This is a genomic window from Paenibacillus sp. FSL M7-1046, assembly GCF_038007405.1.
Taxonomy (GTDB): Bacteria; Bacillota; Bacilli; order Paenibacillales; family Paenibacillaceae; genus Paenibacillus_AQ.
Genome location: NZ_JBBOXB010000001.1, coordinates 5,303,725 through 5,327,513, shown reverse-complemented (window position 1 = coordinate 5,327,513; position 23,789 = coordinate 5,303,725). Strand labels below are relative to the sequence as shown.

The window sequence follows — 23,789 nt, the reverse complement described above, 5'->3', positions numbered from 1 at the left end:
ATTTACAGCTTGTAAAGCTCCGTATATTTCGCCTCAAGATAGTCAGCCAGATAATCCGGGTTCAGCGGTTCGCCGGTCACCTGTTCGATAATTTGTGAAGGCGTCAGCGCCGAACCGTACCGGTAGATCTTGTCTGTAAGCCATTCCTTAATTGGCAGCAGATTGCCTTCGGCGATCAGAGCATCAAATTCCGGCAGCTCTTTGCGCAGAGTGTTCAAAATTTGCGCAGCATACATATTACCAAGGGAGTATGAGGCAAAATAACCAAAGTCACCGCCGGACCAATGGACATCCTGCAGTACGCCAAGCGCATCGGTCGGCGGTGTAATGCCGAGGTATTCCTGATATTTGGCATTCCATACTTTTGGCAGATCCTTCACTTCCAGACCTTCATTAAAGATCAGCTTCTCGATTTCATAACGGACGATAATGTGCAGGTTATAAGTCAGCTCATCGGCTTCGATGCGGATGAAGGAATTCGCCACACTGTTGATCGCACGGTAGAAATCTTCCACTTCCACATTTGTCAGCTGTTCAGGGAAATGCTGCTGCAGATCGCCGTAATAACGCTGCCAGAAGGCCCGGCTGCGGCCGATCATATTCTCCCACAGTCTCGACTGGGATTCATGGATGCCCATAGATGCCCCTTGAGCCAGCGGTGTGCCGACCAGAGCCTTGCTGATGTTTTGCTCATACAGAGCATGTCCGCCCTCATGGAGCGAGCTGAAAATAGCACTAGTAACGTTGTCCAGCAAATAGTTGGTAGTGATGCGCACATCGCCTGGATTCAGCCCGGTTGCAAAAGGATGTACACTTTCATCCAGTCGGCCCGCTTCAAAGTCATAGCCCATCTGCCCCAGAACAAAGAGGCCGAATTTCTCCTGTTGCTCTTTGGCATAGATTTCACTCAGGAATTTCGTGTCCGGCTTGTTAGTCGAAGCATTGATGGCTTCCACCAGCGGAACAAGGCGGCTGCGCAGACGATCGAAGATCCCATCGACTTTTTCGGTGGTCAGATCTGGTTCGTACATATCCAGCAGCGTATCGTATCGGGTGCCTTTGACACCCCAATAATCAATGAACTCCTGCTTAAAGGCAACAATCCGGCTTAAGAACGGCTCAAAGGAGGCAAAATCATTGCTATCCTTGGCTTCTTCCCACACGGTTTGCGAATGAGCCGACAGAACCGAATATTCCTCAAATCTCTTGGATGGAATGCTCTTGCTGCGCTCGAACTCTTTGCGGCAATCTTTCACGATTTTGTTCTGGTTGTCGCTTAGCTGGCTGCTGACAGCCGGGCGGCTGAAAAATTCAGTGAACTCTCCCATTTCCGGCGAAGTCTGGAGTCTGAACAGTTCTCCGCTAAGCATGCCGATCGTACCCGAACGGATCTCCACCCCTTTACGAGGTGCGCCTGTACGCAGATCCCAATGCAAAAGTCCGATTGTTTCAGAATACCCGCTGATTTTTAATAATAGCTCTTCAAATTTCTCCCACTCTTCTTTAACCGTCTGTTCCATATCCGAGCACCTGCTTTCTCTGTTTTAGCGTCTCCTCTTGATGATACTTTTTTAAATAAGTATAATCAACTTCAGAGCCTTACATCTCTAATTTGAAATACTTTATCATTAAGCCGATAGGAGTGTGAACAGAACATGAAGATTCAGATTACACCTCTGGCCGAGAGGAAGCTGAAGGAAAGGCTTGGGGATCAGCCGGGGCTTTTTAAACTCTTTTATGATACGGAGGGTTGCGGCTGCGACGGAATCAATGTTCTGCTGATCGTTAATGAAGCACAATCCGGCGATGTTTCCATTGATGCAGACGAGTTGCCTTTTATCATCAGCCGCCAGCAGGAGATCTTTTATGAAGCGCAAATGCGGCTTGATGCCGAGGAGCGGTTCTCTTCGTTCAAGCTGGACAGTCATTCACAGATTTATGGCAAGAATATTCTTGTAAGAGATTTGCGCAATACCGAAGTACCCCAGCCAGGGGCTGGAATTACTTGCGAAGTAACTCCCCGTTAACCCTTAAGCATATATTCCTAAACACAGGAAGCTATGCTCACAAAACATAGTGTATGCTTCCGAGGCAAGTTTTGCACGAAGTAAACCTAGGAAGCTATGCTCACAAAACTTTTAGGAGGAAGCATGGTCATGACTCAAATTACAAATATCCTGGAGTTCAACAAACAGTTTGTCGAGAAAAAAGAATACGAAGCCTATCTGACCAGCCGCTTCCCTGATAAAAAAATGCTGATCATCACTTGCATGGACACCCGGCTCGTAGAGCTGCTGCCCAAAGCGATGAATTTCAAAAACGGTGATGTCAAAATCATTAAAAATGCCGGTGCGATCATTTCCCAGCCCTTCGGCAGCGTAATGCGGAGCGTAATGGTCGCGTTATACGAGCTGGATGCGGACGAAGTTATTGTGGTCGGCCATTACGAATGCGGCATGGCTTCGCTGAATGCAGACAAGATGATCAACTCGATCAAAGAGCGCGGCGTTTCCGAACAGGTCCTTTCGACCCTGGAGAACTCAGGGATTAAATTAACCAAGTGGCTGCGCGGGTTTGACAATGTGGAGGAAGGGGTAATTCAAACTGTGGAGCTGATCAAGCGCCACCCCTTACTCCCCCCAAACGTGCCTGTGCACGGCATGATCATCGATCCGGCAACCGGAGCGCTTGAGCTTGTCTCGGACGGGTATGTGGAGAACAAGGCAACTCTCTGAAACTGCTGTTTGCGTGGATCCTGGATCCACGCACTTTTTTTTGGCCATAATTTGTATTCCGGCATTTAATCTCTAAATTATTATATTAAAATTGAAACCTCCTAGGGCATACTACGTATTACCGGACAGACACTACAAATCCAAGACAACCTTTAGGAGGGTACTTGTACTCAATGAAACCCATGAAACGCGTAATGATGATTGTAATGGCCTTTACCCTGTTTTTTGCCGTAACCGCTCCTGACTTTGCGGATGCACGACGTGGAGGCGGCTTTAAATCCGGAACCCGCGGATTCACCACCACTCCAAAGAAATCTACTACCAATAATGTGAAAAAAAGCGATAGCACCAAAGGAACAACAGCCGGCACTGCAAAACGCGGATTCTTCAGCGGAGGCAGCTTGATGAAAGGCCTGATGATCGGCGGAATCGCCGGCTTCCTCTTCGGGGGCATGTTCGGCGGAATGGGCGCTTTCGGGAATTTCCTTGGCCTAATGATTAATATGCTTGCCGTCTATCTTGTAGTGGTACTGATCATGTCCTTCTTCCGCCGCAGAAAAGAAAGACGCAGGCTTGAGGAAAGGGATGGCCGTTACTAATGCCAACAACTGTTCTAAGCATGGATGAAATTATTAACGCCCTCTGCCTGCATATGGCTGAACGCAAGGCAGTCCGTGTGGAAGATGTTCAGGTAGAACTCAGTTGGGAGGAAGATACCGGGTACAGCGCAGAGGTGTGGATTCAAGGCCGAAGCCAATACCTGGTGGAATCCAATATAACTGAAGCGATTCTCCGCTATATGCACAGTGAGTATGGCATCCGGGCTTACCGCGAAGATCTCAGACTGGAGCTAGATGAAGAAATAACGGCAATTGTCAGCACCTAATCTTATTTTCGCAGTATTCCAACAAATAAAGGGACAGCCTCCGGGCTGTCCCTTTATTGTTCTTCCGTTAATGTGAACGGCTAAATGCTGAACGCATGATAAAGTAAGATGATCACAATACATAACGTGGAAAGGGCGGACAACCACGTAAAAAACAAACTCCAGTTATAGCTTTTCATTCGTCTTATACACAATCAGAATGGTGCTCCGTTGATGCTCCGCCCCGTCCCGCGAAGATTTGACTACGGAACCGTAGCACACCTTCACCACTTGTTCTTCCTGCAATCCCATCAGAAATTCATTCGCCTTATTTTCAGCATAGGAATTATCCGCATCTACAAACTCTTTAACTTGAATCATAATATTCTCCTTTAATAGATGTAATTATTTGATAGTTCGAATTCTATATAAGAAAACAATGAAGTGCTCATGGCGCATCACTCCTCTGGTAACATTTAATGTAAGAAACCTCTAAACATACAGCAAGGCACTTCGCAGTAAACTGCGAAATGCCTTAATATCAGTCAAGCTTAACATCCAATGGGAGAAGGGTCAAATGTTTTCACTCCATAATTATGAAAAAATCCATGGCAGCCCTGTGTAACAATCGTTTGGTTCTCTGCTGAGAAGCTGATATACTGTTGTGAAGGTTTCCATTTAAGGAGATCTCTATTTGCACACCCTTTTTTAAGGGCGGTACACCAAATTTTGAGGAGGGCTGGACATGATTACGAATTACAAGATGGCAGCAGGGGATGTTTTTCTTAGAGGGGGTGAAATCTACTATGAACCATAGTCTTCTACTGCAAACCTCCCGGACTCAACTGGTAAAGCAGCTGTTATATTTTGATGAAGAGAGAAATGGATTTCTCAATCATTATTACCCTGGCAAACATCCTCAGAGAAAACAGGCGGAGGAACTGATTAACCGCTACTGCACTGTTCTAGAGCAACTTCTATCAGACTATAGTGAAGAGAAACTATGCTCGAGTGTATTGATTGGAAGCCGGCTGGACCTCCGCTATTTGGCGGATGGTTATATAGACACCTATACCATTGTGTTCCCTGCATACACCGACCCGGCCGAAGGGAAGATTTCCTGGCTGTCGCCACTGGGTATGCAGCTGCTGATGGCCCAGCGCAATCATGAGTATGAGCTTGAAGTCCCTTCAGGAAAAATCTCTGTCATGATTGACAACATCAGCTTTGAGAATAGCGGCGAAGTGGATTCAGCAGTCTGAACAAAAAAGGGGCAGCCGCCGGGCTGTCCCTTAATCATTTTCCGCTAATCTTTAAAGTACTGGGTAATTGTCCCCGCACCGTTCTGCACCTTCACCTCCGCATACGCCCCGTTGATTAAAGTGAGCTGCGGCGGAACATGGCCGAAGTCAACATCATAGATTACCGGCAATTGAAGCTCCTCAGACAACTCTTTGTAACAATCCTCCACCGTATAGCTGTCCACCGGACGATTGGCACCGCTTCTCCCGAACATAATACCGGAGCAATGCTCGAACCAGCCAGCCAGTTTCATCTGCACCAAAGACCGGCGCAAATCCACCGTGTTCAATTCACAATTCTCCAAATACCACAGGATCGGTTCGTTGTGAATCATATTCTGCTGAAAATACTGCACATTTCCGAAAGGTGTCCCGATAATATGCCGGATCACATCTATGCATCCGCCAAGCAAACGCCCGGACAGTGTTACTTCACCAGCAGTCACCGATTTCCAAACCGTCGGCTCATCCAAATGAAAGATAAAGGGGGAATTGACGTCCACTCCCCCCTCCTGCTGATACTTTGCTGAAGATTTCTGCATAATCGAACCTCCACGGGTCGTGGACATTACCTTTTGCCACATAGCTGTAGTGTTATCGGTTTGCTTCCCTCTCAGATCTGCCAGGCTTGGACCGTGCGCTGTTGCCAGACCCGTCTGCAGCGTAATGGCAAGCAGCAGCAGACTGATATCGGAAAAACCCAATATCCATTTCTCCTGCACCAGGCTGAAATCTATATATTCCAGCATTTCAATCAACAATTCCCCGCCCCATGGCGGAATGATAAGGTCGATGGCGTCATCCTGCATCATGGAGTTAAATTCCTCGGCACGTGTTTTGCCTGAAGCTGATTTGGCTTTATTCTGTTTAAATACCGTCTCGCCGCAATGCACCCGGTATCCTTTTTCTTTCATCCGCTCACAGGCTTGCTCGAACAGCTTACGGTCTAGTGGACTTACGCCATATGAAGAAGCCGTCACACCGATCGCTGCCCCGTCGTTCAATAAAGGGTATGTAATCATTTTCTACCTCCTGAAAAAATTCCCGCAATCCACCTTTGATTCTACATCGAATAGCCAGTCTTCGAAAGCCCGGATTTATCTTATACAGATACAAACGGCATAAGACATGACCAGAACATACGGCAGAGCTGCCGATGATCCAGATCATGTCTTCTATTCGTGATAGGCCCGGGATTAAATCAAAGAGATGGCGAGCAGTTCGAACAGCACAAGCGGCAAGATCACATTATTGTTAATCGGCGCGGGATATGGATAGTAGCCCGGACCCGGCGGGAATGGTTTGTAGTAGGGATTATAGTATCCGCGTACAGATTGTGTGGTGGCGGTAACTGACAGGTACAGATTTTTACTGTCCATCCCCGCAATGGTTCCCTCATGCATGAGTCCGTCAATCGTCTGTACTTTCACTTTGTGGTTTAAGTAGGGCTTGCAGGAGTGGTGCAGAGATTCACGCACTCCGTGCAGGTGCTGGACTACAGCAGGATCGGCTTGATAGATAACCGTCGCTTGCTGGCTGGAATTATATGTCGACATGTTGGTTGACCTCCGTAATTGGTTTTGCTTCAGTCTATGCTGATGCCTATAGTAAGGTGTCTTCCCCTCCCCTATCGTATAGAATGCCGCCCCAGACAAGTCTCCCGGAAAACCAAATAGCCGCACGCGGGGCTAGTTCCCATGTACGGCTTGTTTATCTTTTTTAGGGTTACATCCCTTTAAAAAGCCACTCCGATTCCGCCTTCGCCGGCATAGGTGCCCATAACCGGCCCCATGCTGGAGAATACGACCTCTTTAAAGGGGTGCTTTTCGAGAATGCGTTCTTTAATCTCCAGGGCCAGCTTCTCGCAGTTGCTGTGCACAATGGCAATAACCGCCTTCTCATAATCATGCTGCTTCTCCTCAAGCTTGGCCAGCAGATGGTTGAGCGCCTTGGGCAGCCCGCGGGTTTTCTCCACCACCTCAACTGTGCCTTCCTCGCTGATTTTGAGCAGCAGCTTGATGTTCAGCACCGAAGCCACCGCGCCAGACAAACGGTTCAGCCGTCCGCCCTTGATTACATTTTCCAACGTATCCAGCGTGAAGAATGCTTCCACTTCCCGGGATTTGAGAAGAATCATTTCTTTCAATTCCGCAAGGCTTGAACAGGTCACCGACCATTTCGCCGCGAAGGCGACAATCAGGGATAGTCCACCGGAAAATCTCTTCGTATCTATAACTTCAATCGCATTCGGAAATCCTTCTTCTTCATACATTTCCTTGGCGATCATCGCGGCCTGATAGGTGCTGCTAATATTGGAGGACATGCAGACGACCATAATGTCAGTGCCTGCTTCCACTTCTTTGAACTTATCCAGGAAGACTTGCGGACTGGGACTTGCTGTGGTCGGCAGTTCCTTCGATTCACGCATTTTAGCATAAAAAGCCTTCGTTTCCGTATCTTCCGGCATCAGCTCATGTCCGAAATGAACCGGCAGCTGGACTACAGTAATATCATATTGGTCAACATACTCAAGGGGGATATCGGAACCGCTATCCGTAATTATCTTGATGGGCATCAGGGTGCTCTCCTTTCAATTCTATATTATTATAGTCACCATCAGCACGAATCAATAGTACATTTTATAACTTGTCAAAACATATGTTTTATGCTTAGGGGCACATTAACTCACTTTCCGGACTATTTTTGCTGTTTGAAGACTCCCTATAACTGAAATAGCAGGCTCAAGTGTACTTTCTTACCTTTCGATGTTGTGATATGGTAAATAAATCAGCGTATAGAAATGGAGTGTAACCATGGGCAAGAACAGAGTATGGAACAAAGGCAAGCATAACGGAGGCGGACTGGCGAAGAAAAATGTAACGGACAAAGAATCCGCAGAATCGGCAACCCCAGCCGAGAGCGCTCCTGAGATTCCGAATCCGCGGATTGATACAGTAAAACCGATGAACCGCAGCAATTGGGTCGTTCGACCGGCTAGGGTAACTCCTAAAGAAACGAAAGAATAACAAGCTAAGTCTTAACCTATATCATTACAACAAGCAAATACCCAGTCAGAACACGAAAATTCAGTGTTAGACTGGGTATATTTTTATAAACTTAGCATTTTGGGTAGGTATATGAGAATGATCTATGCTTCGACCACTGTTTCCCCTTCCCCAGAAGGGGTCTCAAAACCGTTTAAAAACCGTGTAAGCGTGTCCTCAGTGATTGGAAACGCCGCATTGGCATCAAATCGCTCACTGCGGATTAGCAGCCTCTGCCGTAATTCCTCAGGCTCAACCTTCAAATGAATCAGTTCCCACACGCCGCCATACTGTTCAATCAGCTGCTTGTAATCGTTCCGTCTTTGACGCTGCCAAAAGCTGAAATCGATGACGACATGCTGCTTCCCCTGGATCAGGCGGACCAGCTCCCCGCGCAGCTTCATTTCGGATTGTTCTTTATACTGCTCATAATTCTCTTCAGGGTAATCTACTCCATAACGTCCGTGAGAAGCCCAAATGTCTTCATCTATTGAGAGACGGACGAATCCCTCTTTCTCTAGCTTTTGAGCAAAGGTTGTTTTACCCGACCCTGCCACTCCGCACATCATCACAACGACAGGAGCTGCGTTCATCGCCTTGTACTGCACCAGCTGTCCGATCACTGACTTTTCACTCCGCATAAGATGTCATCTCCTTCCCGGTCAACCGAATGTGCAGATCGTTTCTATGTATTTCTCTGTCAGGCAGGCGAAATCCTGTTCGATAAAAAGCTAGACTAAGGTCCGTTGTTACGGGAATTAGTATGAAGATATACTATTAAGGGACAACATTCAAGAAGGAGACTGATTATGAGTAAAAAAAGCATGAGGGCCGGCCTCTCTACTGGCAAAGCCTTACTGGCTATAGTTGGAGGAATCCTGGTTCTGGTCCTTGCCCAAGTTATTGCAAGTCTGATCTACTTGGTACCCTTTCCGCACACGGTATCCATTGTTCTATATTACTTGCTGTATATTGCGCTTGCCTATCTGGGAGTTAAGCTGTTAAGTGAACGGATACTGAAGCTGTCTTTACAGGAATGCCGCATACATAGACCGCGTGCTGCTGCAAGATGGCTGCTGTGTGCCGTTACACTGCCTGTTGCTGTATCAGCAATCCTGTTATGCTTGCCCGGTGAATTTATTCCCGGCAACATGGATGCAGGAGAGACTGCCCTCATTATTGTAACAGCAATTGTCGGCACTGGGCTGGGTGCAGGCATCGTTGAAGAAATGATCTTCAGGGGAATCATTATGAAATCACTTGAACTGCGGTGGGGAAAAACGGTAGCAATCTGGGTGCCGTCTGTCATCTTCGGTTTGATCCATGCGATAGGCGCAGGCCTCAATGCCGCTGATTTGCTTCTGCTCTTCGTCGGGGGGACCAGTGTCGGCATTATGTTCTCCTTAATCGTGTACCGAAGCGGCTCCATTTGGAGCAGTGCGATAGTGCATGCTGTATGGAACATAGTTATGATTGGTGATATTTTACATATTGGGACAAAACCTGTTGAGAATGTTATTCTCTCTTACAAATTAACCTTGGATTCCACCTTACTGACTGGAGGGAATTTCGGCGTAGAGCTTTCTGCCGCTGCCATTGCAGGATATTGGTCAGTAATTGCTGTAATAATATATTTGTCCAAAAAGCGCAGTACTCAACCTTTGAACATGCCGACAAGCTTAAGATGACAAACGCCTCCTAAGATCTCAGAGTGAGCAATTCAATTTGTGGTGGCCTAGTCGTCAAGCCTTATAGAGGCAACCAACTATATTCACCACCATTAAAGTATACACCTTGTGCAATGAGTCAGCTTGACGTATACTCCCATTAAGGGAGAGATGGATATGAGAAGAATAGGGAAAATCACGATGTTCACAGGAATTGGATTGTTGAGTCTTATTTTGATAGCCGTTCTTGCGATCAGCGCTTTTGTAATCAAGAGACCTGTGACCACAACCTCCGAACTGGCAGAAGTGAAGCCTTACAAGTGGAATAAAGTCAAGCTGGACGGAAATGTCATCTCTAGTGATGGTTCAGAGTATTTTCTATGGAATAAAAAAGGGGAAAACAATAACTGGATTATCTTCTTTTCCGGAGGCGGGGCCAGTTGGGATGCCAAAAGCGCCGAGCATCCGATCAAGATCATGAATTTCATTAAGGGCGGGGATACAGGCAATTATTTTCCCAACATCCCCTTCTATATGCTCTCCTTGCTGAGAGGCATGATGGACACGGATAACCCTGACAACCCCTTCAACGGCTGGAATGTTGTATATCTGCCTTATTCGACCGGTGACTTCCATATCGGCAAGCACAATGCGGAATATAAGAAGGAAGACGGCACCCCCTTCACTATGCGCTATAACGGCAGCAATAACGTGCGGAGCAGCCTCGACTGGATTTATGCTAATGTGGATAAGCCCGACAAGCTGCTCATCGCAGGCGAAAGTGCCGGCGGGTTCGGCTCCGCCTTCTGGGCGGAGGAGATTTCCAGTCATTATAAGGACTCCGAAATTTATCAATATTCCGACAGCTCCTTCCTGAAATCGGACAAATGGCCGAAGGTTGTGGATCAGGAATGGCACGCTGACTTTACCAAGACATTTGGGTATCCCGCCGAAGCGGATATCATTGGGGCAGCCTTTAAAGCCAACGGACATCTCCTGCCGCCCAATGCCGTACTATTACAATCCTACTCGTTATTTGACGAGATCCTGATTCACTTTCAGAACAACATCAATGATTATAAAGGGCCACAGGACCAGAAGAAGATCAACGAATGGTCACAGCAAATGCGGGCATCCGTGCGTTCTTTGGACGCCGCGTTACCAAATTATTATTATTATCTGACGGACTATGGACTGGATGCTGAGAAGGGCACAACCCAGCACACATTTGCAACGCGAGAAACTTTTTTTCAAGCAGAACAGGATGGAGTTACACTGCTGAAATGGCTGGGGGATGCGGTTAACCATCAGAAGCCCTATTCGGTGGGCAGCAAGTTCCTTGAGAAGTAAGAGTAAGCTCAGCATAATTAAGATTTAAAGACATTTAGCACACGGAAAAATGGCAAGAGGCAGGAGAGAAGATGCATGAAGCTGCGTGAAAAGCAGATGCAAATGACGCGGGAGATGATTAAGGATACAGCGCTGAACCTATTCTGTACGCAAGGCATTGAGCGTACCGATATGGCTCAGATTGCAGAAGAAGCCGGTGTCTCCCGGCGTACTTTGTATCATCATTATAAGGACAAGGAAGAATTAGCCGCCCAGATCTATGTTGAGAATCTGGAGCGGATGTTCGGACAGCTGCTGTTTGACTTTAGTTTCGAGCAGCCCGAAGAATCCCTGGAGATTATTCTGGACAAGTATTTGGCGCTTAGGGAGCATCAGGAGTCGTTGATCTATTACGATGCCATTTTTGGCGTCTACTATAGCACTCTGTCCAAGAATCCCGCTGAACTGCCTGATTTCAAGCAAGCGATGCAGGGGTGGTACACGCGCCTAGTGCAATTGGACACCGTACCGGTAGCTCCCGGGGAAAAAACAAGGTGGATGGACATTCTGCTGAAGTCCACCCACCTGTATTTCATGTATTTGCAAAAAGCCGTAATTATTGCCCACCAACGCGGCGGAGAAGTCACAGAAGAAGACAAGGCTAACGATCGCCAGTTCAAAGATTTCATCATGTTGGGCGTGCGGCATTCCCACCATCACAAAACCACTTAAGTGTGCTTCATGAGCACTTAAGGGGCAATGCACTCCACAGAAGTCAGCTTAATTCCCTTCCACCAGATCATCATCTGAGGGCTTATGACCCTTCCGGCTGGTCGCAGCAGATGGAGAGAAAGGCAGTCTGACGATAAACGTCGTGCCCCCTCCTACTGCACCATCCACCTCGATACTCCCCTGATGCAGAGAGACAATTTTCTTCACAATCGCCAGTCCGAGGCCGTTGCCGTTATTGTTCCCGTTCCGTGACTTGTCGACTTTATAGAACCTTTGGAACACTGCGCTGAACTCTTCCGGGGAAATACCGATCCCGTTATCGCTAATGGTAACGGATATTTCTGTTGCACCTACGTCTATCCCGATACGGATGTTCCCGCCCTGCGGTGTAAACTTGATGCTGTTGCTAAGCAGATTCATCCAGACTTGCTTAAGCTGATCTTCATCTCCCTTGATCTTGACAGCTACCGGCAGCTCAAGATCAATGACGATGCCTTTGGCCGACCACTGCGGTTCGCAGGTCACAACGACGGTTCGAATCTGCTCGTCAAGATTAAAGGAGCCTGCTTCGAAAGGATGGTGCTCGGAGTCCAGGGAAGCAAGCTTCAGCAGATTATCGCTGAGTCTGGACAGACGTTCACTCTCCGCAATAATGATATCAAGGTATTCGCTGCGTTCTTCCTCCACTACCAGATCATCGCTTCGCAAAGCCTTGGCAAACCCGGAAATAGATGTCAGCGGTGTCTGAATTTCGTGAGAGACATTGGATACAAAGTCCTGCCTCATCTGCTCCAGCTGCTTGAGCTCCCCGGCCATCTCCACATAGCTTTGCGTCAGATCCCCTATTTCGTCCACGCGGTTCACTTTTAACTCTACTTCGAAATCGCCCTTTGCCAGCCTCTTCGTCGCATTTGTCAGTGCTTTGATTGGCTCCACCAGATACCTGGCGGCAATGAGAATACATATACTGCCGAGCAATAGCACGAGTAGAAGCACGAAGAGCATCATCCGGTTAACGATATTTTCGTTCTCGGCGGAATACTGCAGGAACATCGCATGCCACTCCCCTTTTAGCAGAAACGGCATTCCGATGAATATATCCTTATCATCGGAGCTGGAACGATAGAACTTTCCATGCAGCACTTGTTTGACAGCTTCGGGGGTGATGATGACAGCCGGATTATCTTTAAGCCCATAGAAGGTATGTTCTCCGGAAGGATTGTACAAGTGGATCGGGTGTGCGGATACCTTAACCATGCTGTTCAGGAACTCATCCGTATCCTTAGGTTTGGCGTCATCATAACGATGAATGATTTCCTTGCCCACAGCGATCATTTCGTTCTGACCCTCATAGCTTATTTGCTTCTGAAAGACATATAGACCAATGAGAAAAGAGCATATTAGGCTAAAAATAATGATGCCGAGAAACGTGAGAATGACACGCACATACAAGGTCTTGATCATGGCTCAGGAATCAGCCGGTAGCCCAGGCCGCGGGCCGTTTCGATTTGAAATCGCTCGTCGTTGCCGGTGAATTTCTCCCTCAGCCGGCTGATATGGACATCGACGGTCCGGCCATCCCCTTCATAGTTCAAACCCCAGATCTGCATAATCAGCTGCTCCCTGGTGAAGATTTGTCCGGGGTGGCTGGCCAGCAGAAACAGAAGCTCGAACTCCTTCAAAGGAATAGCGACCGGCTCATCTCCACGGGTGACCTGAAAGGTACGGCGATTGAGCTCAACATTGCCCACCTGCACAGTCTGGGAAGAAATGACCAGCGAGCGTTTAAGCAGCGCTTTTACCCGCATCACCAGCTCAATGGGGTCAAACGGCTTGGTCAGGTAATCATCCGTTCCCAGTCGAAATCCTTTCACCTTGTGTGCCGACTCTGCTTTGGCTGTTACCATCAGGAGGCCGAGGTTGGCATCCCAGCGCCTGATTTCTCTGCACAGATCCCAACCGTCCAATCCTGGCATCATAATATCGAGAATAACGAGATCCACCCGCGAGTTCTCCACGATGGACAGCGCTTTGATGCCATCGCTGGCCTCTTTGATTTCAAAGCCTTCTTTTCGCAAGTACAAAGACATCAGCTTTCGGATGTTCGCATCATCATCCGCGATAAGTATAGTAGCCACGATCATCCCCCTCTCTTAGGCTTACATTATATATGATTTGTTCCTGGCAAGAAATGGCCTTAGCCGAACTGCCAGCCCAGCAGATTCCAATGGTAGAAGAACAGGCACAGGGCCACAGCCGAAAGTGCGACAAGAGTGTAATGCACGCGCGTGAAAGCCGTCCAGTACTTGTTCTTCCAAGCCAGCACAGCCGAGACAAGCAAAGCCAGAGTCATTCCAACGAATATCACAGGCATGACTAAAACGAGATAAAATGAGGTACTGACGCTGCTGAGTCTCTCCAGCGTGTCCAACGACATAAGCACTGCAAATGTTGTGAAAAAGCTTATTAGTCCCCAACCCGCCGTCGCTGCGGAGAGTCGAATCGCCCATTTTTCAGGATTCGTCATCACCTTGAGCTTCCGTCTGGAGAACAGTAGTCCCAGCAGAGCAGTGAGGAAAATCAGGCTCGAGACGCCGAGCAGGACAAACCAGAACTTGTTCTTATCTATGAGCGGTGTGCGTTCCAGCGGCATATCCGGAATAGCTTCCAAGAGCATATGTGTGACTTTCCCGGAGTCGTCGGTGCGGAATCCGATTTGTTCCGCGCCTCCCTCATGCTGGAACAGATTAGTGTCCACAGGGACATATAATTGTTGCTCACTGCCACTTCCCAAGGACAGTTTATTGTCTGAGACGGTCACATTAATCTGGGAGAAAAAACTGAAAAATTTATCAATGTCGCTGAAATTGCGGCGTGTAAATTGATAGGAGCCCGCATACTTTTCTAGAGATTCCGTAGAAGCGGAAATCACAGGCTGCTGAGTTACAGGAGCAGGATAATATTTGTTAAAGAATGCTCGAACCAGACCTTCTGCGGACTCACTGCCCTGACCGCCATTGTAGGAGACGAAGATGCCGACATTCTTAGCAGGCACAAGATACAATTCCGTGTTGAACATCGGGTCCGCACCGCCATGGGCAATAACACTCAGGCCGTTATACCGTTTCTCGGCGAATCCAAGATCCACTCCCGGCATACGTTTGTCGAATTGAAATGCCGTTGAATGCATTAATTTAGCCGTTTCCGCTCTCAGAATCTCCTTGTCCCCATACTTCCCGTTCTGCAGATGGGCGATCATGAAGTGAGCCATGTCTTCTGCCGATACTGTACCTGAGCCGGCGGGACGAAAACCACCTTCGAATGTAGGTGTACCGGGAACAAAACTGCCGTTCTTACTTGTGTAACCCAGAACTTCGTAAGGCTTAAACTGCTCCGGCAAAGGCTCCACTACGGTCGCATATTTCATATCCAGCGGATCGAAAATGTACTTTTTAATGTAATCATCGTAAGGAATGCCGCTTACTTCCTCCACAATCAGGCCCGCGAGTGTGGCGCCATAGTTGGAATAGGAACTGATCTCGCCTGGCGGTCTTACCCGTGCCGGCATATGCTTGTCGAGCGTTTCGGAGATCGACCCCGGCAGCTTGGCAGGGTCCGTGGTGATTTGATAGCCGACGCCACCTTCTTCGAACCCGGCTGTATGTGTCATCAAATGACGCATTGTGATAGGCTCAGGATAGGTAGCAGGTATCTTCACTGATTTCAGGTAGGTATTAATATCGGTATCCAGATCAATCTTGCCCCGCTCCATCAATTGCATCACCGCCGTCCAGGTGAACAGCTTAGTGGTTGAAGCGATCCGGAACATGCTGGTTGCGGGATCAACCGGTACAGCTTTTTCCAGGTTGGAACTGCCGTATCCCTTCGCCAGGATAATCTTGCCGTCCTTCAGAATGGAGATGACCGCTCCCGGAATTTGCAGTCTGTTCATATCTTCTTCCATGATTCCATCAACGAAGGTAGTGAGACCCGCAGTGTCATCAAGATTCCCTGGCGCTTCAATCTGATGCACCTCTGGCTTGGCTTGAGCCGTTTCGGCCGAGGCGAGTTTCCCGGAAAACATCAGGGTTTCCCCTAACCCGGCACCTAGAACAGCCAAGACGGCCAGACCAGCGACCAGCCTTTTTTTCATCATTGTAAACATCATTTATCCTCCGTATCATCATTTATTGGGATTGGATGATCATCCGCCCTAACACTTATAGAGATTATCAAAGTATTATGAATGGATTGTTAACAAGCTATAAAAAACAAACAAGACTGCTTTGCCGCCGCCAAGAGCGACAGAAAGCAGTCTATTTACAGTTACCGGGATTCAATTTATATAGCTGGCTATTTCAATACCGATGCGCTAAAAATCTGCGTAGATTCTTTCTATCAAAAAAGCCGCTCCGGAATGACCAAAGCGGCATGAAAAACAGCATCAAATACAGAATCTGCTACGGGCTCAATCTTTAAAGAATAACGGTAAATAGTCCTTGTTCTTGAGCAGCATTTCTTCAAGCATCTGCTCCGCTGCATTAACGGAATCTACCAAGGGATGGTTCGCTAAAGCCTGCAGAGCCAGCCCTCTGTCTCCGGTAACAGCAGCTTCAATCGCAAGCTGCTCATAGGTTTTCACCGCATGAATCAGCCCTTTGGCAGCCACAGGCACCCGTGATACAGGCAGTGGAATCGGCCCTTGGCTAGTGACGACACAGTTCACTTCAATAGATGCATCCGCCGGGAGGAAATCCAATACTCCCTGATTGCGCACATTGAGAGTCTGAATATCGCGAGTATCATTGTAAATGGATTTCATCAATAGCACTGCGGCTTCCGAGTAGTACGCCCCGCCTCTTTTCTCCAGCTGCTTAGGTTTCTCAGACAGATTGGGGTCCAGATATAGCTCGAACAATTCATCCTCCAGCCGCTTAACCACCTCGGCCCGGGTTCCTTCATTCTCCAGGGCATGCTGCTGCTCCTCCAGCAGTTCCCTGGTCAGATAGAAATATTTTAAGTAATAGGATGGAATGGCCCGGAGCGATGAGATAAAGCTGGCGTTCCATTGGAATTGAGGCACGTTCTTGGCAGAATAACCGTCACGGTTATCCAGTAGCTCCTGCAGCTTATCCTCTCCTTTAATGTGTACCTGAGTAATCCAGTGCAGGTGGTTGAGGCCTACAAATTCGCAGTAAATGTCTCTGGCTGGCGTCTCATACAACTGCGACAACCACTTATAAGCAGCAATCGGTGAATTGCAGAGCCCGATGGATTTGACCTTGGTATGCTTCAGAATGGCCTCGGTAACCATCCCTGCCGGATTCGTAAAATTCAACATCCAGGCCTCCGGGCAAATCTCCTCAATATCCCGGCAAATGTCCAGCAGCACCGGAATCGTCCGCAGCGCCTTCATCATGCCACCCGGTCCGGTCGTCTCCTGGCCGATGATCCCGTACTTCAGCGGGATGGTCTCATCCCAGATCCGTGCTTTGAGCAGACCTACCCGCATCTGGGTGGTCACAAAGTCCGCTCCCACCAAAGCTTCGCGTCTGTTCAGCGTCTGCTCTACCGTAATGGGCAGACCCGACTTCTCAATCATCCGCTGCGCCAGATTGCCAACAATCTTTAACTTTCCCTGTCCTTCGGGGATATCCACCAGCACAATTTCACGGACAGGAAAGCTATCAAAATTGAGAATAAACCCTTCGATAATCTCCGGCGTATAGGAAGAACCGCCGCCAATCACAACGACCTTTAAGCTTTTACCCATGCTGTATTCACTCCTTCTATGGAAAGCTGCTGTTCAAGCGCTTCATATACTTTATCCGCTATGGTCAATCCCGATTTCTCCATCGCGCGCAGGATCGCACCGCCCACAGGCTCCATCATTAATACACGTATTGTGCAGCCTTCTGTCAGCTGCCCCTTGATGGCCGGTGCCATGTATTTCCCGCCGTTGCGGGTCAGGACACTGCCGACCAATACTACATCAAGTGTAGCTTCCTCCATTCCAAGCTTCTCAATGACGGCTCTCGCCGAAAGACCCAGCTCAAGCCCTTGCTGCTGAAGGATCCGAAGCGCCACGCGGTCACCTTGATCCGCCGCTGGAAAGAGAAGCCTGGTCAGATCCACAGGAATATGTCTGCCATGATCGAGATAATCATGAAAGAGGCTTTCTACAGAGTCATACCCGAGCGTACCCAGCACCGCTTCCGTCAGCAGTGTCCGTTCCTCTCTGCCTTCCCAGGAGCGGATCACTGAACGGAATACCTCGACAGCCAGCTCGCTTCCGCCGCCAAAATCTCCGAATGCATAACCAAAGCCACCGCACTGCAGTTCTTGTCCCTCAGGACTAATTCCGAGGCAGTTGGTTCCCGTTCCGCAGATCAACACCACACCATACGGCTGTCTTGTACCCGCCCGCAGGCCGATAACGGTATCGCAGACAATCTCATAATTGGTGAAACCCAGCGCTTTAATCATTGGGCGCAAAACAACATAATCTGCTTCCCGGTCCGCTCCGGCCAGTCCAAATGACGCGAACGCAATATCGCTGCGGCTTAGCCGCGCGCCTTGCAGCGCCTGATCGACCGATTCGGTAATGCTGGTCCGGGCCAGCTCCACATTGACTTGATGATTACCGCATCCACTCATTCCACTGCTTACAATCGTTCCTGACTCATCTGTAATTACAGCAATGGTCTTGCTTCCACCTGCATCTATCCCCAAATAATAGTTCAATCCCTAGTCACCCCTGACTAATGTCGCCTTTATATTTTGATGTGGATTTCCTGTAAACCAGTTCAGGCTTTAGCTGCACTCTGGTATGGCTGACCTCGCTGCCATTGATCATGTCCAGCAGGATCTTCACTGCATGCTGTCCCATCAGATCCGCCGGTTGACGGATGGTCGTGAGTGCAGGATGAACTTCCTGGGCAAAAGACTGGTCGTCATACCCGATGACCGATACATCATCCGGCACGTTGTAGCCCGCTTCCTTCAATGCCCGGATGACGCCAAGTGCAATGACATCATCGGCGGCGAAAATGGCAGACGGGATGTTGCCGCGGGCAATCATGTCCTGCATGAGACCATAGCCACAATTGGTGCCGAACCCCCCTTCGATAATCATGAAGGGAGACAGTCCGGCTTCGTTCATTGCATCCATGAAGCCCTCTTTCCGCTGACGGGCGCTGAGGAACACGCTTTGTCCGGTGATATGGGCAATACGCGTATGTCCAAGCGCAATCAGATGTTTGGTCGCTTCATACCCTCCCAAATAGTTGTCAACGTTGATCGTCGTAACATTGCTGTGCTCCCCATGACTGTCAATCATCACAAAGGGGATTCGCTTGCGCTCCAGCTCAGCGATATAAGCCTCTTCTTCTAATGAAGAAAGTACGATGATTCCGTCTACACGATCTTCCTGGAACAAGAAATTACTTGCTTCTGAGAAGCCATTCACAGGCTCGGAATCAATGGACAGCGCCAGAAAGTAGCCGCTTAGCTTGAGACTTTCAAAGACCGATTTCACGACACTGTCGAACACCGTATCGTTCAGGGCCGTCAGCGTTAATCCGATCACACCCGTCTTCCCCCTGACCAGGGTTCGCGCTGCTGAGTTCGGGCTATAGTTCAATTCTTTAATGGCTTCGAGCACCTTTTGTCTGTTTTTCTCCCGCACCGATGAGACATTGTTAAGCACACGGGAGACTGTCACGACAGACAATCCGGACTTTCTGGCTACATCGAATATATTAACTTTCATAGGTAAACTCCTAATCTGATTTGGTTCTTTTTAGTATATCATGAGTGTCGCCGGACTCGATGTAGGAGTTTGCTTGCTTTATTTGTTCAAATTCTTCAGGTTTTCCTGCCATCTTTCCGTCTTATACTTCAGCAGCTTGGCATATCCATTCTTCTGGGCATCCACTTCAGCCTGATCGAGAATTGCCAGCACTTCTTCATCATTTTTGGCACTCAGGATGGCTTTGGATTTGGCCTTGTCGAACACATCTTTCACACTCTGAGCAATGATTCCCTCTTCACTATCGCCTGGCGGGTCCAGATTAACGAATTCCGTCGTATTAAACTGCGTCTTCCAGGTGATTTCGAGCTGCCAGCGTGTCTCCCAGCTACGTTTGTCCTCCGGCAGCGTCTGTTCAAATTTGCTCTTCGACTTATCCACATAGACTGTGTTTCCTGTCCATTGGAAGTCCACGGTGGAGTTCATCAATTTGCTTAGGCCTTCAACATCACTTGTATATTTATCTGTGAAAATCGGAGAGTCCTCATCATCCGTTCCGTCCCAATATAAACCTTCCGGCCCCCACATCGTTACCCGCTGTCCTTCCGGTCCTGTCATCCAATCCAGGAAGGCAAAGACCGCCTCGGGATCTTTTGCAGCTTGTGTAATGACATTTACGTTCCAGCCCAGCTGATTGTAATCGCCCGGGAAGATTTTGTTACGATCCAGACCCTCTTTATGTATAGGCCAGACCATAATATATCCTGCCTTCGGATCTGCCGCCTTCAGCAGAGCATCCCCAGCAGCCCCGAATTCGGTTGGACTTGATGACGCGAACACGGCAATCCGTCCGGTGGTCACCTTCTCCGATACCTGCTCCCGCTTTTGTGTGAACGCATCTTGCGTCATCAGCCTTTCACGCATTAATTTACTCGAATATTGCATGGATTCACGGTATACCGGATCTTTAAAGATGGACGTCAGCTCATTGCCTTGAGGTACGGCCATAATCGAATTAAAGCGATAAGGACGGTTCTCCGCAAACGCCGAGGTTAAAATCTCAATTCCATCCGCCTGCCCGACTTCCAGCGGGATGACGTTCGGATACTTTTCCTTCACTTGCTTCAAATATTGATATAGATCCTCGGTAGTCTCTAATGAAGGTGAGCCCAACTCCTCATAGATTTTCTTGTTGACCATATATCCGGCATTGCCGTTAGGCTGCGAGGTATACCAGTTCGGGAATTGATACAGCTTGCCATCCGAGGAGCGCAGCATATTGAGCGTCGGTTCTCCGGCCCATTTTTTCAAGTTAGGGTATTTGTCCAGATAATCATCCAAGGGCACCAGCAAGCCGTTCGCACGCAGCTTCTCAATATCGGAGCCTCGTTCCATCCACATCACATCCGGCAAATCGCCTGAGGCAATCATGGTGTTGAGCTTCTGCTTGGCATTCCCCCCGGAGTTGATGGGAACGACATTGACTTTCTTAGTATCCTTTATCCATTTCGTAGCCGGATCTTCTCCCCAGGCTGGCATGGAGTACCAATCATAATGCCCATAGAATGAGAACTCCAGTGGCTTATCGCCAAGGGCAAATCCCCCTTCCTTGTTGTTCCCGGTAGACGTTTCTCCTGAAGGCTTGTTGGTTGAGTTCGTGTTGTTGCTGCTGCAGGCGGCCAGCATCGGCATGACCATCAGTGCAGTGGTCAGAAGCATAAACATGGATCTCCTCAGTTTTACCATCTTAAAAACTCCCTTCAATATTCTATCTATTGGTCAAGCATGACGCTTGGAACCCGGAAGGAATGACCAGAGGGCCACTGGGCAACAGACTACTCTTTTAACGAACCTACCAGCACACCCTTCACAAAATACTTCTGAACGAAGGGATACACGCACATGATCGGGACGGTTGCAACCATCATGGTCGCCATGGACAAGGATTTGCTCGTGACGGTCTTCATTTGTTCCATGTGGCTTTTGGCCGCTGAATCCATCTGGCTCATCTGCTCGCTCATAATATTGGAATTGAGGATTTGCTGGAGCTTGGTCTGAATCGGCAGCAAATCGACATTGTTGATATAAATGCTTGGCATGAACCAGTCGTTCCAATGATAAATGGCTGTGAACAGTGACAATGTCGCGAGCACGGGACCGGATAAAGGAAACACGATGCGGAACAATACTCCCCAGTTGCTGCATCCGTCTATTTTCGCGGATTCTTCCAAGCCCCCGGGAAGCCCCAGGAAAAAGGTGCGGAAGATAATCATGTTCCACACGCTGATGATCCCCGGAATAACCAGAACCCAGAACGTATTCATTAGTCCCAGTTCCCGAACCAGCAGGAACGAAGGAATCAGACCGCCGCTGAAATACATCGTAACGATGCACATAATCATGTAATACTTGCGCCCTATCAACTCTTGCTTCGTCATGCCGTATGCCAGAATGGCCGTAGCCAGTATAGATAGCAACGTTCCGACTCCTGTCCGGAGCAGCGTGATCACAAAGCCGTTCACAAGCCTTGAATCCTCGAACACGATTTTATAATTGTCCAGTGTGAAGTCGCGGGGCCAGAAGGTAACCCCTCCCATAACCGTATCCATTCCGTTGTTAAATGAAATAACCGCCGCATTCCAGAAGGGATAGAACGTCACAAACGCCAATATCGATAGCAGAAAATAGATACTCCAGCTCAACATCTTATCTCCAAAACTCATCCTGTGCATGATGCAGCCGCCTCCTTCAAGTCATATCCCCGGATTACCATAAGCTGTTTCCCGATCTTCGTGAGAAGAGATTGGCCATAGTCAGCATGCCTACGCTTATGATCGCCTTGAACAGTCCAGCCGCCGTCGCATAGGAGAATCTTGAATTCTCTATCCCTATCCGGTACACATACGTGTCCAGAACTTCGGAGACATCCCGCAAGACCGGGTTGGAGCCCAAGAGCAAAATATCCTCAAATCCCGCACTTAGCAAGTTGCCGATAGCCAGGATCATAAATATGGTAATGACAGGCAGAATGGAAGGAATGGTGATGCGGTAAATTTGCTTAAATCTGCTAGCTCCGTCAATGGAGGCTGCCTCGTAGATATGAGGGTCCACACCGGCAATCGCAGCCAGATACACGATGGACGCAAAGCCGATTTCTTTCCAGACACCTGTCGTTACGAGAATCGTCCAGAAATATTCTGGTATAGATAGGAAGTTAATAGGCTCGTCGATCAGATGCACACTTTGCAGAAGAATGTTAATGCTGCCGTTATCGGTCGACAGGAGGGAAATGACAAATCCCGAGACAATGACCCAGGACAGAAAATGCGGCAAATAACTGATTGTCTGAACGACCCGCTTGAATGCAGCCTTTTTGACTTCATTCAGCATGAGCGCCAAAAGGATTGGAGCCGGAAAACCAACGAAGAACTTGAGCAGGCTGATCACCAGCGTATTGCGCATCACGGTCCAGAATTCAGGAGCATTGAAGAACATCTCAAAATGCTTGAATCCGACCCAGGGACTATGTAGAAAACCTTTATAAATGCTGTAATCCTGAAATGCCATCAGCACCCCGTACATCGGAATGTAACTGAAAACAAAAACGAACAACAATGCGGGAATCACCATCAGTTGAATGTCCCATTGCTTGAAAAACCTTCGTGCCAGCGAATCCTGCTTTATCTTATGTTCTTTAGTGACTGAGACTGGAATCATTAACATCCCTCGCTCCCATGTACTGTAAAATTAAAACCTTTTAACTTTCATCCTAAAAAAATATCATCATAATTAAAACCTTTTAACTTTAGTTCAAAAAAATAAAAGCCTCCTTCCATGCCCTTGAACATTTCATACCTTGAGAGGACCTTTCCTTAAAGGGATTGTAAGCGCTTTTATCGTGTGTGTCAATACTAAAAATTTGTATCTGCTATAAATATTAGAGCGTCATCCCCCTTTCTCTAATGTTAGTTTATATTACACATTTGGCGACTTGTTAGTAGGATTATAAAACATTAAAATGAGATTGTCGATACTTTTTGATGTTTTTAATTGTATTTCAGAAAAAAACGAGGGCTAAATCACTGAAATTTGAATATTCGCCCGCCGAGTGTTATTTATTATAACATCAAACTCAAATTATCTTTTCTACGTTAAAACAAGCATTTTGATTCTATATTCTGAAAGGGTACAACATGAGCTGATCCATCTGAAACTGAGAAACAAAGGCGAATTCTCATTCATAATTGAACGGAAATTCGCCTTTATTTATTTTTGGGCATTTCACAAGTCAGTACTGAACCTTTGATCGTGCCGACAAGCTTAAGATGACAAACGCATCCTAAGCTTGATTCTGTAGTCCCGGCGG

The 23,789-nt window shown here is 48.0% G+C and carries 24 protein-coding genes; 9 read left to right on the top strand and 15 right to left on the bottom strand.

Annotation, left to right across the window (positions count from 1 at the left end):
• Window positions 1–2: 2 nt before the first annotated feature.
• Entirely contained in the window at window positions 3–1,520 is a 1,518-nt protein-coding gene (locus NYE29_RS23655; RefSeq protein WP_340897782.1) for a carboxypeptidase M32, read from the bottom strand.
• A gap of 135 nt (window positions 1,521–1,655) precedes the next feature.
• Between NYE29_RS23655 and NYE29_RS23650 the strand changes: the two genes are divergently transcribed.
• The 4 genes from NYE29_RS23650 (at window position 1,656) to NYE29_RS23635 (ending at window position 3,621) form a co-directional block, all read left to right on the top strand.
• Window positions 1,656–2,027, top strand: a complete 372-nt coding sequence (locus NYE29_RS23650; RefSeq protein ID WP_340897781.1) for an iron-sulfur cluster biosynthesis family protein — start codon at window positions 1,656–1,658, stop codon at window positions 2,025–2,027.
• 129 nt (window positions 2,028–2,156) lie between these two features.
• Entirely contained in the window at window positions 2,157–2,735 is a 579-nt protein-coding gene (locus NYE29_RS23645) for a beta-class carbonic anhydrase (RefSeq protein WP_038593636.1), read from the top strand.
• Between the two features lie 173 nt (window positions 2,736–2,908).
• Complete coding sequence (locus tag NYE29_RS23640; RefSeq protein WP_445322182.1) at window positions 2,909–3,334, top strand: hypothetical protein; 426 nt, start codon at window positions 2,909–2,911, stop codon at window positions 3,332–3,334.
• Complete coding sequence (locus tag NYE29_RS23635; protein WP_038593639.1) at window positions 3,334–3,621, top strand: YxcD family protein; 288 nt, start codon at window positions 3,334–3,336, stop codon at window positions 3,619–3,621. The genes NYE29_RS23640 and NYE29_RS23635 overlap by 1 nt, the downstream gene beginning before the upstream one ends.
• 165 nt (window positions 3,622–3,786) lie before the next feature.
• Here NYE29_RS23635 and NYE29_RS23630 read toward each other — a convergent pair whose 3' ends face one another.
• The gene (locus NYE29_RS23630; RefSeq protein WP_038593642.1) at window positions 3,787–3,981 is read right to left on the bottom strand and encodes a sporulation protein Cse60; all 195 of its coding nucleotides are present in this window, start codon (window positions 3,979–3,981) and stop codon (window positions 3,787–3,789) included.
• Between the two features lie 425 nt (window positions 3,982–4,406).
• On the opposite strand from NYE29_RS23630, the gene NYE29_RS23625 reads away from it, so the two are divergent.
• A complete protein-coding gene (locus NYE29_RS23625) occupies window positions 4,407–4,862 on the top strand; it encodes a GreA/GreB family elongation factor (RefSeq protein ID WP_038593645.1) in 456 nt (151 codons plus the stop codon).
• A gap of 44 nt (window positions 4,863–4,906) precedes the next feature.
• Here the strand turns inward: NYE29_RS23625 and NYE29_RS23620 are convergent, their stop codons facing one another.
• The 3 genes from NYE29_RS23620 to NYE29_RS23610 form a co-directional block, all read right to left on the bottom strand.
• A complete protein-coding gene (locus NYE29_RS23620; protein ID WP_038593648.1) occupies window positions 4,907–5,923 on the bottom strand; it encodes a S66 family peptidase in 1,017 nt (338 codons plus the stop codon).
• A 174-nt stretch (window positions 5,924–6,097) separates the two neighbouring features.
• Window positions 6,098–6,457: an acetyl-CoA acetyltransferase gene (locus NYE29_RS23615; RefSeq protein ID WP_340897780.1), complete on the bottom strand. Its 360-nt coding sequence runs from the start codon at window positions 6,455–6,457 to the stop codon at window positions 6,098–6,100.
• 179 nt (window positions 6,458–6,636) lie between these two features.
• The gene (locus NYE29_RS23610; RefSeq protein WP_038593654.1) at window positions 6,637–7,476 is read right to left on the bottom strand and encodes a DegV family protein; all 840 of its coding nucleotides are present in this window, start codon (window positions 7,474–7,476) and stop codon (window positions 6,637–6,639) included.
• A gap of 238 nt (window positions 7,477–7,714) precedes the next feature.
• On the opposite strand from NYE29_RS23610, the gene NYE29_RS23605 reads away from it, so the two are divergent.
• Entirely contained in the window at window positions 7,715–7,927 is a 213-nt protein-coding gene (locus NYE29_RS23605; RefSeq protein WP_038593656.1) for a hypothetical protein, read from the top strand.
• A 122-nt stretch (window positions 7,928–8,049) separates the two neighbouring features.
• On the opposite strand, the gene NYE29_RS23600 is transcribed toward NYE29_RS23605, so the two are convergent.
• The gene (locus NYE29_RS23600) at window positions 8,050–8,586 is read right to left on the bottom strand and encodes an AAA family ATPase (protein ID WP_038593659.1); all 537 of its coding nucleotides are present in this window, start codon (window positions 8,584–8,586) and stop codon (window positions 8,050–8,052) included.
• Between the two features lie 168 nt (window positions 8,587–8,754).
• Between NYE29_RS23600 and NYE29_RS23595 the strand changes: the two genes are divergently transcribed.
• The 3 genes from NYE29_RS23595 (at window position 8,755) to NYE29_RS23585 (ending at window position 11,673) form a co-directional block, all read left to right on the top strand.
• Window positions 8,755–9,633 carry a CPBP family intramembrane glutamic endopeptidase gene (locus tag NYE29_RS23595; protein WP_052092158.1) on the top strand — a complete coding sequence of 293 codons (879 nt, stop codon included), beginning with the start codon at window positions 8,755–8,757 and terminating at the stop codon, window positions 9,631–9,633.
• Window positions 9,634–9,789: 156 nt separating this feature from the next.
• Window positions 9,790–10,962 (top strand): pectin acetylesterase-family hydrolase, encoded by a 1,173-nt coding sequence (locus NYE29_RS23590; protein WP_340897779.1) that lies wholly within the window; start codon window positions 9,790–9,792, stop codon window positions 10,960–10,962.
• A 75-nt stretch (window positions 10,963–11,037) separates the two neighbouring features.
• Complete coding sequence (locus NYE29_RS23585; RefSeq protein WP_340897778.1) at window positions 11,038–11,673, top strand: TetR/AcrR family transcriptional regulator; 636 nt, start codon at window positions 11,038–11,040, stop codon at window positions 11,671–11,673.
• Window positions 11,674–11,721: 48 nt separating this feature from the next.
• Here the strand turns inward: NYE29_RS23585 and NYE29_RS23580 are convergent, their stop codons facing one another.
• From NYE29_RS23580 to NYE29_RS23540, 9 genes are all read right to left on the bottom strand, one after another.
• Window positions 11,722–13,137 carry a HAMP domain-containing sensor histidine kinase gene (locus NYE29_RS23580; protein ID WP_340897777.1) on the bottom strand — a complete coding sequence of 472 codons (1,416 nt, stop codon included), beginning with the start codon at window positions 13,135–13,137 and terminating at the stop codon, window positions 11,722–11,724.
• A complete protein-coding gene (locus NYE29_RS23575; protein ID WP_340897776.1) occupies window positions 13,134–13,811 on the bottom strand; it encodes a response regulator transcription factor in 678 nt (225 codons plus the stop codon). The genes NYE29_RS23580 and NYE29_RS23575 overlap by 4 nt, the downstream gene beginning before the upstream one ends.
• A 59-nt stretch (window positions 13,812–13,870) precedes the next feature.
• Window positions 13,871–15,838 carry a serine hydrolase domain-containing protein gene (locus NYE29_RS23570; RefSeq protein WP_340897774.1) on the bottom strand — a complete coding sequence of 656 codons (1,968 nt, stop codon included), beginning with the start codon at window positions 15,836–15,838 and terminating at the stop codon, window positions 13,871–13,873.
• A 303-nt stretch (window positions 15,839–16,141) separates the two neighbouring features.
• Complete coding sequence (locus NYE29_RS23565) at window positions 16,142–17,446, bottom strand: 6-phospho-beta-glucosidase (protein WP_340897773.1); 1,305 nt, start codon at window positions 17,444–17,446, stop codon at window positions 16,142–16,144.
• A complete protein-coding gene (locus NYE29_RS23560) occupies window positions 17,431–18,417 on the bottom strand; it encodes an N-acetylglucosamine kinase (RefSeq protein ID WP_340897772.1) in 987 nt (328 codons plus the stop codon). The genes NYE29_RS23565 and NYE29_RS23560 overlap by 16 nt, the downstream gene beginning before the upstream one ends.
• A gap of 7 nt (window positions 18,418–18,424) precedes the next feature.
• A complete protein-coding gene (locus tag NYE29_RS23555) occupies window positions 18,425–19,444 on the bottom strand; it encodes a LacI family DNA-binding transcriptional regulator (RefSeq protein WP_340897771.1) in 1,020 nt (339 codons plus the stop codon).
• 78 nt (window positions 19,445–19,522) lie between these two features.
• Window positions 19,523–21,169, bottom strand: a complete 1,647-nt coding sequence (locus NYE29_RS23550) for an extracellular solute-binding protein (RefSeq protein WP_340897770.1) — start codon at window positions 21,167–21,169, stop codon at window positions 19,523–19,525.
• Between the two features lie 89 nt (window positions 21,170–21,258).
• The gene (locus NYE29_RS23545) at window positions 21,259–22,155 is read right to left on the bottom strand and encodes a carbohydrate ABC transporter permease (RefSeq protein ID WP_340897769.1); all 897 of its coding nucleotides are present in this window, start codon (window positions 22,153–22,155) and stop codon (window positions 21,259–21,261) included.
• Window positions 22,156–22,189: 34 nt separating this feature from the next.
• On the bottom strand, window positions 22,190–23,140 hold the full coding sequence (locus tag NYE29_RS23540; RefSeq protein ID WP_156130912.1) for an ABC transporter permease: 951 nt from the start codon (window positions 23,138–23,140) through the stop codon (window positions 22,190–22,192).
• Window positions 23,141–23,789 lie beyond the last annotated feature (649 nt).

Excerpts from the sequence above, each read along its gene's own strand:
- NYE29_RS23585 (WP_340897778.1), top strand. The coding sequence starts at position 11,038 with ATGAAGCTGCGTGAAAAGCAGATGCAAATGACGCGGGAGATGATTAAG.
- NYE29_RS23570 (WP_340897774.1), bottom strand. The coding sequence starts at position 15,838 with ATGTTTACAATGATGAAAAAAAGGCTGGTCGCTGGTCTGGCCGTCTTG.
- NYE29_RS23565 (WP_340897773.1), bottom strand. The coding sequence starts at position 17,446 with ATGGGTAAAAGCTTAAAGGTCGTTGTGATTGGCGGCGGTTCTTCCTAT.
- NYE29_RS23615 (WP_340897780.1), bottom strand. The coding sequence starts at position 6,457 with ATGTCGACATATAATTCCAGCCAGCAAGCGACGGTTATCTATCAAGCC.
- NYE29_RS23580 (WP_340897777.1), bottom strand. The coding sequence starts at position 13,137 with ATGATCAAGACCTTGTATGTGCGTGTCATTCTCACGTTTCTCGGCATC.
- NYE29_RS23595 (WP_052092158.1), top strand. The coding sequence starts at position 8,755 with ATGAGTAAAAAAAGCATGAGGGCCGGCCTCTCTACTGGCAAAGCCTTA.
- NYE29_RS23650 (WP_340897781.1), top strand. The coding sequence starts at position 1,656 with ATGAAGATTCAGATTACACCTCTGGCCGAGAGGAAGCTGAAGGAAAGG.
- NYE29_RS23600 (WP_038593659.1), bottom strand. The coding sequence starts at position 8,586 with ATGCGGAGTGAAAAGTCAGTGATCGGACAGCTGGTGCAGTACAAGGCG.
- NYE29_RS23590 (WP_340897779.1), top strand. The coding sequence starts at position 9,790 with ATGAGAAGAATAGGGAAAATCACGATGTTCACAGGAATTGGATTGTTG.
- NYE29_RS23605 (WP_038593656.1), top strand. The coding sequence starts at position 7,715 with ATGGGCAAGAACAGAGTATGGAACAAAGGCAAGCATAACGGAGGCGGA.
- NYE29_RS23630 (WP_038593642.1), bottom strand. The coding sequence starts at position 3,981 with ATGATTCAAGTTAAAGAGTTTGTAGATGCGGATAATTCCTATGCTGAA.
- NYE29_RS23620 (WP_038593648.1), bottom strand. The coding sequence starts at position 5,923 with ATGATTACATACCCTTTATTGAACGACGGGGCAGCGATCGGTGTGACG.
- NYE29_RS23550 (WP_340897770.1), bottom strand. The coding sequence starts at position 21,169 with ATGGTAAAACTGAGGAGATCCATGTTTATGCTTCTGACCACTGCACTG.
- NYE29_RS23635 (WP_038593639.1), top strand. The coding sequence starts at position 3,334 with ATGCCAACAACTGTTCTAAGCATGGATGAAATTATTAACGCCCTCTGC.
- NYE29_RS23640 (WP_445322182.1), top strand. The coding sequence starts at position 2,909 with ATGAAACCCATGAAACGCGTAATGATGATTGTAATGGCCTTTACCCTG.
- NYE29_RS23625 (WP_038593645.1), top strand. The coding sequence starts at position 4,407 with ATGAACCATAGTCTTCTACTGCAAACCTCCCGGACTCAACTGGTAAAG.
- NYE29_RS23655 (WP_340897782.1), bottom strand. The coding sequence starts at position 1,520 with ATGGAACAGACGGTTAAAGAAGAGTGGGAGAAATTTGAAGAGCTATTA.
- NYE29_RS23555 (WP_340897771.1), bottom strand. The coding sequence starts at position 19,444 with ATGAAAGTTAATATATTCGATGTAGCCAGAAAGTCCGGATTGTCTGTC.
- NYE29_RS23545 (WP_340897769.1), bottom strand. The coding sequence starts at position 22,155 with ATGCACAGGATGAGTTTTGGAGATAAGATGTTGAGCTGGAGTATCTAT.
- NYE29_RS23610 (WP_038593654.1), bottom strand. The coding sequence starts at position 7,476 with ATGCCCATCAAGATAATTACGGATAGCGGTTCCGATATCCCCCTTGAG.
- NYE29_RS23645 (WP_038593636.1), top strand. The coding sequence starts at position 2,157 with ATGACTCAAATTACAAATATCCTGGAGTTCAACAAACAGTTTGTCGAG.
- NYE29_RS23540 (WP_156130912.1), bottom strand. The coding sequence starts at position 23,140 with ATGATTCCAGTCTCAGTCACTAAAGAACATAAGATAAAGCAGGATTCG.